Raw genomic sequence first — 10,235 nt, 5'->3', positions numbered from 1 at the left:
CGCAATCAGGATCTTGGTCACGGGCATAGGTGGACCTCGGAATCGGGCATGATGGAGGCGATGCGATTCTCCAGCCTAGCAAACCCGCTGCTCGCCATCACGCTTGGCGTCCTGATCTTCCACTGCGGGCGGAAGGGCGATCCCATCCCCCGCCCGCGCGCGGCCGCCCAGGCCCCCGAGGTCCGGCTGGAAGGCCTGCGCAAAGTCCGGCTCACGCTGCCTCCGGCGGATGTGAAGGGGGATCCCCTGGCGGGGGTGGAGCTGGTCCGGGTGCTGTATCTTCCCCTGGCCCTCGCCAAGCCCTCGCCCGAGGAGGTCTTCAACCACGGGGAGGTCGTGCTGGAGCGCCGGCGCCCCGACCTGCCGGGACCCGGGGAGCCCTTCACCATGGACCTGGGCTCGCTGCAGCGGCCCCAGGGCTGGATCGTGGTCGTGGCGGTGCGCCTGGGCAATGTGGCCGGGCGCCCCAGCGATGTGCTGCCCTGGATGGACCCGGCCCTCTAAGGCATTACCGGCCGCTCTCCCGGGCTTCCAGCCGGTGTGCCCACCACTGCACCACGGCCCGGGCCAGCTGATCCTTCGCCAGGGGCCCGAGGGGGTCATGGGGGCCCTGGGCCGTGACGGGCGTCAGGGTGTTGGCCTGGGCGCCGAAAGCCCGGCCGCCTTGAACATCGTTCACCAGCACGGCGTCCAGCCCCTTCTTCACCAGCTTGGCGGCGGCCTGCTCCAGGTGCTTCTCGCTCTCGGCCGCGAAGCCGAGCACCCACTGATCTGCCCGCCGGGCAGCCGAGAGGCGCGCCAGGATGTCCGGTGTCCGCACCAGCACCAGGGTTTCGGGCCCGTCGCCCTTCTTCACCTTCTCGGGCGCCAGCGCTTCGGGGCGCTGATCCGCCACGGCGGCGGCGGCCACCAGGCCGTCCGAATCCGCCCAGCGGGCCTCACATGCCTCCAGCATCTGCTGGGCGCTGCGGACGCGGAGGGTCTCCACGCCCCAGGGCGCCGGCAGGTCGCCGCCCAGCACCAGCTGGACCTGGGCCCCCACATCGCGGAAGGCCCGCGCCAGCTCGATGCCCATGGCGCCGGTGCTGCGGTTGGTGAGCGTGCGGACCGGATCCAGGTCCTCCCGCGTGGGGCCCGAGGTGATGAGCACGCGGCGGCCGCGGAGGCTGCGCAGCTTGGGTGTGCCGTGCATCTGGATGGCCTCGGCGATGGAGACCACCTCCGCCAGTTTTCCGGATCCTTCCTCGCCGCAGGCCAGGGTGCCCTCGCCGGGCTCCACCACCGCGTGGCCGAAGGCGCGCAGCCGGGCGATGTTCGCCTGCACCGCGGGATGCTCCCACATGCCCGTGTTCATGGCCGGAGCCCAGAGCACCGGGGCCCGGGTGGCGAGCAGGACGGTGCTGAGCAGATCCGTGGCGAGGCCGTTGGCGGTCTTTCCTAGGATGTTCGCCGTGGCGGGCACCACGGCCACCAGGTCGGCCCAGCGGGCCAGCTCGATGTGCTCGATGCTGGGATTGGCACGCCATTCCCCCTGGTCGGGGTTGGCACCGAAACAGGGCTCGCCCGTCAGGCTGGTGAGCGTGAGCGGTGTGATGAACCGCGCCCCGGCCTCCGTGAGGATGCAGCGCACCCGATGGCCCTGGTTGGCCAGCAGCCGGGCCAGCTCGGCGGATTTGTAGGCGGCGATCCCGCCGGTGATCCCCAGGATGATCTGCATCAGATGGCTCCTGGCAGGCCGTGCAATTTGCGGACGATGCCGATCTGCCCCAAGTGGTAACACTCGTGCATGAAGAGGAACGACAGCACCTGCTCCAGGGGCTGTTCCGCGCCCAGGGCCGGGTTCAGGGTCGGGCGATCCCAGTCCTCCAGTTGCTGGAAGGCGGTCTTCAGGGCCTGATCCGTCGCCCGGAAGGCCTCCAGCAGCCCCGCCCAGTCCAGGTGGGCGGTGGCTCCCGGACCGCCGCGGGCATAGTGCTGTTCCCAGGTCGGTTCCTCCGGCAGGCTCCCGCCCAGCATCTTCACGATCCGGCGCCGGGAGGCCACCAGATGCCCCACGATCCAGGCGGCCGAAGCCACGCCGGAGGCCGGCCGCTTGGCGGCCAGGTCCTCGGTGAGCCCGGCCCCGTTCAGCTCCAGGAGCCGGATGTTGCCGCCGAAGGCGGTCCGCCAGAGCTTGCCCCGTTCCATGGTCCCTCCCGGAAGACCCAATCCTACTCCAGGAGCCCGTTCGGACCATTGCTGGAAGCCCTTTCAGATGCTATGCTTCCAGGTTCGGAGTGCCCCATGACCCAGCGCACCATCGTTCGTGTCCCGGAAGAAATCGCCAACAAGTACCGCTTCGTCGTCGTGGCGGGCAAGCGCTGCGACCAGCTTCAGCGCGGCGCCTTCCCCAAGGTCGAGGTGATCGTGCCCGTGAACAAGCACGGCCAGGCCCAGGATGCACCCAAGCTCGCATCCTTCTGGGGCCAGGTCGCCGTCGCCGAGGTGGAAGAGAACCGCATCGCCTTCGAAGAGGCCGAGGTGCTCACCATCGAAGACACCACGGTCGTTCCCATCTCCAGCGAGTAGCCGGCCGTTTTCTTCTGAAGAGCCCCCGGAACCCCGGGGGCTTTTTGTGGTCTGCACTTTATTTCCACGGTCGATGAAATAAAACCTTGCGCAAGGACTGCACGGACCCCAATATTCAACGCGTGTTGAATTGGAGTCCCATGCCCTCTCCTGCGCCCCTTCCACACCCTTCCCGTCCCCGCGGCCCCAAGCCCACCCGAATGGATGCGGACCAGCTCCTGAACGCGGCCCAGGAGGTTTTCGCCCGGGACGGCCTGCGTGCCGCCAGCCTGCGCGCCATCGCCCGGCAAGCGGGCTGCGACCCGGCCCTGATCTATTACCACTTCGACAGCAAGGAGGCCATGTTCACGGCCCTCCTGGACCGCCGCATCCCGCCCCTGGTCGAGGAGCTGAAGCAGCTGGCGGATCCTTCCGATGATCGCCACACCGCCCTGCGCCTGTGGGAGGTCCTGGGCATCTACGGCCGGCGCCTCGGCCAGGATCCAGGCCTCCGCAGCCTCGTACGCGGGGAAATCGTCCGGGGGACCGAGGGCATCCAGGAAACGATCCAGAGCCGCCTGTTCGGGGCCGCCCTCCAGGTCCGGAGCATCCTTGAGCAGGGGGTTCAGCGGGGTGAGGTGCGGGAGGGGCTGGATCTGCTCCTCGCCACCTTCTTCTTCGTGAAGCTCCACTTGGAGGTTCTCGATGTGCTGCCCGTCGTGGCCCCGCGCATCCTGGGGCTGACGCCCGAGGAATCCGTGGCCAAGGGCGAACGCGCCTGGCTGGAGCTCTACTGGCGGGGCCTCGCTGCCGACCCGGCCGCTCCGATCCCCCCCCTGCCCGATACCCGTCCCTGATCCATCCCGACCTTAAAGGATCTTCCATGCGCAAGGCCCTGCTCCTGCTTCCGCTGCTCCTCCTGGCCTGCCGGCGGGATCCCCGCCCCCTCCTCAATGGCCGGGTGGAGGCTTACCTCACGGACCTCGGTCCCCGGGCCGGGGGGCGGCTCGTGGAACTCCAGGTCCGCGAAGGCCAGCGCGTGAAGGCCGGGGATCTGCTGGCCCGGGTGGTGGCCGAGGAACTGGACGCCGCCGTGCTCCGCGACCAGGCCGGCTTCGACAGCGCCGACGCCAAGCGCCTGGAACTGGACCGTGGCACCCGCGCCGAGCAGATCGCCCAGGGTGAAGCCCGGGTGCGCGATGCCGAGGCCGCGGTGAGGCTCGCCGAAGAGAACCTCCACCGCACGGCCCGCCTCTTCCGGGACCAGGTGCTCTCCCAGGCCGAGCTGGACCGCGTCACGGCCGAGCGGGATCGGGCTGCGGCGGCGCTGAACCTGCAGGCCAAGGCCCTGGTCGAGCTGAGGGCCGGGGCCCGCGTCGAGCAACGGCAGGCTGGTTCCGCCGAAGCACGGAAGGCCCAGGCCGTGCTGCAGCAGAGCCGGGCCCAGGCCGGCTTCACGGAGGTGCGGGCCCCCTTCGATGGCCTCGTCACCCACCGCTTGCGGGAGCCCGGCAGCATCCTGGCCCCGGGTCAGCCGGTACTTACCCTGGCCCGTCTCGACCAGCTGTGGGTGCGGATCTACCTGCCCCAGCCCCTGCAAGGCCAGGCGCGGCTCGGTTCCCCCGTCACCGTGGAGACGCCGGACAAGCGCATCCTCGAGGCCACCCTCGACGAAGTGGCCTCCGAAGCCGAGTTCACACCGAAGATGGTCGAGAGCCGTGAAGAACGCGTGAACCTCGTCTATCCCGCGCGGGTGAACCTCAAGGGCGGCTGGGAGCAGGGCCTGATGCCCGGCGTGGCCGTGGATGTCCGCCTGGGGAGCGCCCACCGATGATCCTGCTGGAGGCCCGGGACCTCACTTGCCGCTTCGGCCCGAAAGAGGCCGTGAAGGGGCTGGACCTGAGCCTTTCCGAGGGCGACCTCGTGGGCCTCATCGGCCCCGATGGCGCGGGGAAGACCACCACCTTCCGCATGCTCATCGGCCTGCAGAAGCCTTCCGGCGGAGCGGTAGTTCGCCACCTCGACCGTCAGGGCGTCAGCTATGTGCCCCAGACCTTCAGCCTCGCCCCCGAACTCACGGTGGCTGAGAACCTGCAGTTCCAGGCGGGCCTCTTCGGCCTGCCGGATCCCGCCCCCCGGATCCGGCGCCTGCTGGAATCCGTAGACCTGATGGCCTTCCGGGACCGGCCTTCCGGGGCCCTGTCCGGCGGCATGAAGCAGAAGCTCTCCCTCTGCACGGCCCTGCTCACGGAGCCGCGCCTCCTCCTCCTGGACGAGCCCACCACGGGCGTGGATCCCGTGAGCCGTCGGGAGTTCTGGGAGCTGCTGCACGCGGTCCACGACGAGGGCGTGGCCATCCTCTTCTCCACGCCCTACATGGACGAGGCCGAATACGCCCACCGCATGCTGCTCATGCACGAAGGCCAGGTTCTCCAGGAAGGGGACCGGGCCTCCTTCCGGCGGGGCCTGCCCGGCCTGGTGTTCCGGCTCGTGAGCGCCCGGCGCCGCGAGGTGCAGGCGGCGCTCGCCGCGCTGGCGCCCCTGGACCTGTTCGCCGAGGGCGAGGTGCTGCGCGTCCGGTTTCCCGACCAGGATCCCGCGCCGCTGCTGGCGCGGCTCTCCGCCCTGCCGGGCGTCGAGCAGGTCCGCCTCGCGGAGACCAGCGTGGAGGATGTCTTCCTGCACGCCCTCGTGGAAGCCGGGAACCTCCATGGCTGAGCCGGTTCTGCAGGTTCGGGGCCTCACGCGCCGCTTCGGCGACTTCACCGCCGTCTCGGAGCTCAGCTTCGAGATCCAGCCTGGGGAGATCTTCGGCTTCCTCGGGCCCAACGGTGCCGGCAAGAGCACCACCATCCGCATGCTCTGCGGCGTGCTGGCCCCCAGTGCGGGCGAGGCCCGGGCCCTGGGCCGGGACCTGTTCACCGAGGCGGACCAGGTGCGGGGGCGCATGGGCTACATGAGCCAGAAATCCAGCCTGCTGACAGACCTCACGGTGGCGGAGAACCTCCGCTTCTTCGGAGGCCTCTACGGCCTCGAAGGTCCGCGGCTGGCTTCCGAACTCGACTTCCGCCTGAAGGAGATGCAGGTCTGGGCCCACCGGGACCTGCTCGTATCCAAGCTCTCCACCGGCGAGCGGCAGCGGGTGGCGCTGGCGGCCGCCACCCTCCACCGGCCGGAGGTGCTCTTCCTGGACGAACCCACCAGCGGCGTGGACCCCCTGCGGCGAAGGCTCTTCTGGGAGGCCATGGACGAACTCGTGGCGGAGGGCATGAGCATCCTCGTCACCACCCACAACCTGGCCGAAGCCGACCAATGCGATCGCCTGGCCTTCATCCTCGGCGGGAAGCTCATGGCCTATGGGCGTCCGCGGGCTCTCAAGGAAGGCCTGGGCCGCCAGGTGGTCGAACTTCGGACCGAGGGCTTCCGCGCCTTGCGGGCTGCGGCGCGGACCCACCCGGAAGTGCTCGCCGCCGAGTTGCTGGGACGCAGCGTGCGCCTCTCCCTCCCGGCCGAGGCCGATCCCTCCTCGCTGCTCGCGACGCTTCGGCAAGCCGGCCACACCTTCGAGGCTCTGCCGCCGGAACTGCCTTCCCTCGAAGACCTGTTCGTGGATCTCGTCCAGCGCTCTCGCGCCGTCTAGGAGCGACCATGTGGAACCGCATCAAAGCCCTGGTCTGGAAGGAATTCCTGCAGCTGCGCCGGGACCGGATGACCCTGGCCTTCACGCTGGGCATGCCCCTCATGCAGCTCATCATCTTCGGCTTCGCCATCAACTACGATGTGAAGCACATGCCGGCGGCGGTGCTGGACGAGTCCCGGAGCCAGGAGAGCCGCAGCTTCGTGGATGGCCTGGTGGCCACCCAATACTTCGATGTGAAGGCCCATGTCGCCTCCGAGGCTGAGCTCCGCGCGGCCCTGGACCGGGGCCGGGCCCAGGTGGGCGTGTGGTTCCCGCCGGACTACGCCCGCCGCATCCGGTCGGGCCAGACCGGCGAGGTGATGATCCTCGTGGATGGCTCCAGTCCCACCACGGCGGGCAGCGCCATGTCCACGGCCGCCGGGGTGGGGCAGCTCCGCAACACCCAGCTGCTGTATGACCGCATGGGCTACGGCGGTGCCGCCAAGCCCGTGATGCCGGTGGAGGTGCGGATCCGGCCGTGGTACAACCCGGATCTCCGCAGCCCCACCTTCATCGTGCCAGGCCTGGTGGGCGTGATCCTCTCCATGACCTGCATCATGTTCGCGGCCAACGCCATCGTGCGAGAGAAGGAGCGCGGCACGCTGGATCAGGTGCTCGTCACACCGGTCACACCCATGGAGCTGTTCGCCGGCAAGATCATCCCCGTGGTGGTGATGGCCTACGCCCAGATGACCGTGCTGTTCGGCGTCGCCCACCTCTTCTTCCATGTGCCTGTGGCGGGCTCCGTACTCCTCCTCTACCTGATGGCCGGACTCTTCATCGTCGCCATGCTCGGCATCGGCATCCGCATCTCCACCACGGCCCAGAGCCAGGGCCAGAGCGCCCAGATGAGCATGCTCACCTTCCTGCCCTTCGTGTTCCTCAGCGGCTACATCTTCCCCCGGGAGGGCATGCCCCTGCCCTTCTTCCTCCTCGGCGAGATCATGCCGCTCACCCACTTCCTCATCATCATCCGGGCGGTGGTGCTGCGGGGCGCGGGCCTTGAGGCCTTCTGGCCGGAGGTGCTCAAGCTGCTGGGCCTCTCCGCCGTCATCTGGACCATGGCCCTGCGAAGCATGAAGCGGGCCGAGGCCTGAGGTGCAGAGGTGGCAACAAAACCCCACAACGCCGCGCAGGGTTTTGTTACGACCTCCTAATCGAAGCGATAGCTGGCCAGGCTGAGGTTGCCGAGCTGCCAGCCGTCAAACAGCTTGCCCGGCGCGGCCTGCTTTTCCGCCGCGGACTGGGAGGCCCCGAGGGCCACGAAGAGGGGGTCCAGATGTTCGGAGGTCGGCACGGATTCCACTGCACCCGGAGCCGACCGCCACTTCGCGAGCGCCCCGGCGTCCCGAGTCACCAGGCGGGCATCCACCCATGATTGGAAATCCTTGGCCCAGGATTCGGGTCCGGAGGCGTCCTGCCAATCCAGGTGGCGGAGGTTGTGCACCACGCCGCCGCTGCCGAGGATCAGCACGCCGCGCTCGCGCAGCGGGGCCAGGGCCCGTCCCGCCGCCAGGAGCCGTTCCGGCGTCCGGGGCCGGGGGAGGGACAGCTGCACCACCGGCAGGGCGGCCTCCGGGGCGAGGTAGCGCAGCGGCACCCAGGCCCCGTGGTCGAGGGGGCGCTGGGGATCCAGTTGGGTCTCCAGGCCCGCGGCCTGTAGCAGGCTGGCGGCCTCCCGGGCCAGGTCCGGGGAACCCGGGGCCGGATAGTCCAGGGCGTAGAGCGCCTCGGGGAAACCGCCGAAATCGTGCATGACACCCGGCCGTCCGGCCGAGGAGAACCGGAACGGGCCCGCGGCTTCCCAGTGGGCCGAGCAGACCAGGATGGCCCGCAGGGGCGGCAGCGTCCGGCCGAGGTCCGAGACGGCCTGCCCCCAGGCGCCCCCATCCAGGGCGAGCATGGGAGAACCGTGGGCGAGGAACAGGGAGGGAAGCGGGGTCGAGGCGTCCATGGGTTAAGGTTGGCAGTCCATTTTATGTGTTTCAACTTCTTTTTTGCCTCTCCTGCCTGCGCTCTCCGGTGCCGATGGAGTCAGTGAGGGGATAAGCTAAAGTAGATCACTCTCTGGAGCCCGCATTGAACCTCAGGCTTGGCGTCAACATCGACCATGTGGCCACCCTCCGGCAGGCCCGGGGAGGGCATGAGCCCGAACCCGTCGCCGCCGCCCTGCTGGCCCAGAGCGCCGGGGCCCATGGCATCACGGTCCACCTCCGGGGCGACCGCCGCCACATCCAGGACCGTGACCTCCGCCTCCTCAAGGAAGTGCTGGCGGTGCCGCTGAATGTCGAGTGCGCGGCCACCCCCGAGGCCCTGGAGGCCGTCATCCCCGCCCGGCCCTCCTGGGTGACCCTGGTCCCCGAAAGCCGCGAGGAGCTCACCACCCAGGGCGGCCTGGATGCCATCTTCCTCCAGGGCATGCTGCGCCCTGTGCTGCGGGAGCTGCGCAGCGCCGGCATCCGCGTGAGCCTGTTCGTGGATCCGGTGCTCGACCAGGTGAAGATGGCCGCCAAGCTCGAGGCCGATGCGGTGGAGCTGAACACGGGGGTCTACAGCGACCTGCCCATGGATTCCGATGCGACGGCGGAATTGGCCAAAATCCGCGATGCCGCCCGCCTGGGCAGCCGCCTCGGCCTGCGTGTGCTGGCGGGCCACGGATTGAACCTGCAGAATGTGGGCCCCATCGCGGCCATCCCCGAGGTCGAGGAGCTGAACATCGGGCACAGCCTCATTGGCAGGGCCGTGCTGGTGGGACTGGAGCGGGCGGTGGAAGAGATGCTCGGCGCCGTGATGGAAGCCCGGCCGTGAGCACTGTCCTGGTGGTCGACGACGATTCCGAGGTCCGGCTGGTCCTCCGGGAATACATCGAGATGGCCGGGCATCGCGTCCTGGAGGCCACCGATGCGAGTTCCGCCCGCCGGGCCCTGGCCCAGGAGCCGGTGAACCTGGTGTTCCTGGATGTCCTGATGCCCGGCGAGAGCGGCGCCGCCCTGTGCCACTCCATCAAGGACGATCCGGAGTGCCAGGGCATCAAGGTCGTGCTCCTCACGGGCTACGACGGCGAGTCGGCCTGGCGGGAGGGACTTCGCAGCGGCGCGGACATCTTCGCCGTGAAGCCCATCACCCGGGAACGGATCCATGTCCTGCTGCAGGAACTGCTCGCGCCGATTGAGGGGCAGCCATGAGCAACCTGCGCGGCACCCTGGAAAGCATCTCCCTGACGGATGTGGCGCAGCTGCTCCATGTCAACCGCAAGACGGGCATGCTTCAGGTCAGCTCCGGCAAGGTGAGCGGGGTGCTGTATTTCTCACGCGGTGAAGTGATCCATGCGGAGACCCTGTCGACCCGGGGCGAGCCCGCCGCCTTCGAGATCCTGGAGTGGGTGTCCGGCCAGTTCGAGTTCCTCACCACCCAGCTCCAGATCCCAGTGACCATCCGCCGCACGGTGCCCGACCTGCTCATGGACTCCGCACGGATCCAGGACAGCCGGAAGCGCCTCAACACCATCTTCCCCCGCCTTACGGCGGTGCCCTGGCCCACCCTGCCGGCCCCACAGCTCCTGGAGGGCCTCAAGCTCTTCGCCGAGGAACGCCGCGTCCTGCCCTTCTTCGACGGCTACCGCGACTTCCAGGAGATCATGGCGGCCTCCGGCCAGCACGATGTGGCCGTCCTCCAGGCAGCCTCCATCCTCAAGGACGCCGGTCGCCTGGATGTGCTGGAGCCCGATGCCCATGTGGCCGTCACCCAGCTGAAGACGGGGCTCTTCCGCAAGGGGGACCACCTCGAGCTGCCCAAGGCCATGGAGGGCTGGTGGACCGTGGTGGGGCCCTACCGCCACGGCGTCCGGAACCTGCGCATCATCTGGCCCAAGGGCCCGGCGGTGGAGCGGGTGGAGTTCGTGCCCGGTCTTCCCGACAAGCAGGTGGCCATCCCGCGAGAACTCATGCAGGCCTGGGGGCTGGCCGAAGGTACGCATGTGAAGGTGCGGCCCGCACCCTGAGGGCGCCCT

The 10,235-nt window shown here is 69.3% G+C and carries 13 protein-coding genes; 10 read left to right on the top strand and 3 right to left on the bottom strand.

Going from position 1 to position 10,235, the window contains the following annotated elements:
• Window positions 1-60: 60 nt before the first annotated feature.
• The gene (locus QZ647_RS05910; RefSeq protein WP_286353264.1) at window positions 61-504 is read left to right on the top strand and encodes a hypothetical protein; all 444 of its coding nucleotides are present in this window, start codon (window positions 61-63) and stop codon (window positions 502-504) included.
• Between the two features lie 4 nt (window positions 505-508).
• Here QZ647_RS05910 and coaBC read toward each other — a convergent pair whose 3' ends face one another.
• Window positions 509-1,717, bottom strand: a complete 1,209-nt coding sequence (coaBC, locus tag QZ647_RS05905; RefSeq protein ID WP_291271275.1) for a bifunctional phosphopantothenoylcysteine decarboxylase/phosphopantothenate--cysteine ligase CoaBC — start codon at window positions 1,715-1,717, stop codon at window positions 509-511.
• Entirely contained in the window at window positions 1,717-2,187 is a 471-nt protein-coding gene (locus tag QZ647_RS05900; protein ID WP_291271274.1) for a DinB family protein, read from the bottom strand. The genes coaBC and QZ647_RS05900 overlap by 1 nt, the downstream gene beginning before the upstream one ends.
• Window positions 2,188-2,283: 96 nt before the next feature.
• On the opposite strand from QZ647_RS05900, the gene QZ647_RS05895 reads away from it, so the two are divergent.
• The 6 genes from QZ647_RS05895 (at window position 2,284) to QZ647_RS05870 (ending at window position 7,323) form a co-directional block, all read left to right on the top strand.
• Window positions 2,284-2,568 carry a hypothetical protein gene (locus QZ647_RS05895; RefSeq protein WP_286353267.1) on the top strand — a complete coding sequence of 95 codons (285 nt, stop codon included), beginning with the start codon at window positions 2,284-2,286 and terminating at the stop codon, window positions 2,566-2,568.
• Window positions 2,569-2,708: 140 nt separating this feature from the next.
• Window positions 2,709-3,404, top strand: a complete 696-nt coding sequence (locus QZ647_RS05890; RefSeq protein WP_291271273.1) for a TetR/AcrR family transcriptional regulator — start codon at window positions 2,709-2,711, stop codon at window positions 3,402-3,404.
• Between the two features lie 26 nt (window positions 3,405-3,430).
• A complete protein-coding gene (locus QZ647_RS05885; RefSeq protein WP_291271272.1) occupies window positions 3,431-4,381 on the top strand; it encodes an HlyD family efflux transporter periplasmic adaptor subunit in 951 nt (316 codons plus the stop codon).
• Window positions 4,378-5,265: an ABC transporter ATP-binding protein gene (locus QZ647_RS05880; protein WP_291271271.1), complete on the top strand. Its 888-nt coding sequence runs from the start codon at window positions 4,378-4,380 to the stop codon at window positions 5,263-5,265. The genes QZ647_RS05885 and QZ647_RS05880 overlap by 4 nt, the downstream gene beginning before the upstream one ends.
• Window positions 5,258-6,187: an ABC transporter ATP-binding protein gene (locus QZ647_RS05875; RefSeq protein ID WP_291271270.1), complete on the top strand. Its 930-nt coding sequence runs from the start codon at window positions 5,258-5,260 to the stop codon at window positions 6,185-6,187. Before QZ647_RS05880 ends, QZ647_RS05875 begins: the two co-directional genes overlap by 8 nt.
• An 8-nt stretch (window positions 6,188-6,195) precedes the next feature.
• Complete coding sequence (locus QZ647_RS05870) at window positions 6,196-7,323, top strand: ABC transporter permease (RefSeq protein WP_291271269.1); 1,128 nt, start codon at window positions 6,196-6,198, stop codon at window positions 7,321-7,323.
• 56 nt (window positions 7,324-7,379) lie between these two features.
• On the opposite strand, the gene QZ647_RS05865 is transcribed toward QZ647_RS05870, so the two are convergent.
• On the bottom strand, window positions 7,380-8,180 hold the full coding sequence (locus QZ647_RS05865) for a class III extradiol ring-cleavage dioxygenase (RefSeq protein ID WP_291271268.1): 801 nt from the start codon (window positions 8,178-8,180) through the stop codon (window positions 7,380-7,382).
• A gap of 125 nt (window positions 8,181-8,305) precedes the next feature.
• Between QZ647_RS05865 and QZ647_RS05860 the strand changes: the two genes are divergently transcribed.
• Genes QZ647_RS05860 through QZ647_RS05850 form a run of 3 tightly spaced genes read left to right on the top strand, consistent with a single transcriptional unit; the run spans window position 8,306 to window position 10,226 of the window.
• Window positions 8,306-9,034 carry a pyridoxine 5'-phosphate synthase gene (locus QZ647_RS05860; RefSeq protein ID WP_291271267.1) on the top strand — a complete coding sequence of 243 codons (729 nt, stop codon included), beginning with the start codon at window positions 8,306-8,308 and terminating at the stop codon, window positions 9,032-9,034.
• Entirely contained in the window at window positions 9,031-9,411 is a 381-nt protein-coding gene (locus QZ647_RS05855; protein ID WP_291271266.1) for a response regulator, read from the top strand. Before QZ647_RS05860 ends, QZ647_RS05855 begins: the two co-directional genes overlap by 4 nt.
• On the top strand, window positions 9,408-10,226 hold the full coding sequence (locus QZ647_RS05850) for a DUF4388 domain-containing protein (RefSeq protein ID WP_286353276.1): 819 nt from the start codon (window positions 9,408-9,410) through the stop codon (window positions 10,224-10,226). The genes QZ647_RS05855 and QZ647_RS05850 overlap by 4 nt, the downstream gene beginning before the upstream one ends.
• Window positions 10,227-10,235: the final 9 nt, after the last annotated feature.

This window comes from Geothrix sp. (assembly GCF_020622065.1).
Taxonomy (GTDB): domain Bacteria; phylum Acidobacteriota; class Holophagae; order Holophagales; family Holophagaceae; genus Geothrix.
Note: the sequence above shows the minus strand (reverse complement) of the source record. Positions and strands in the feature narration are given on the sequence as shown.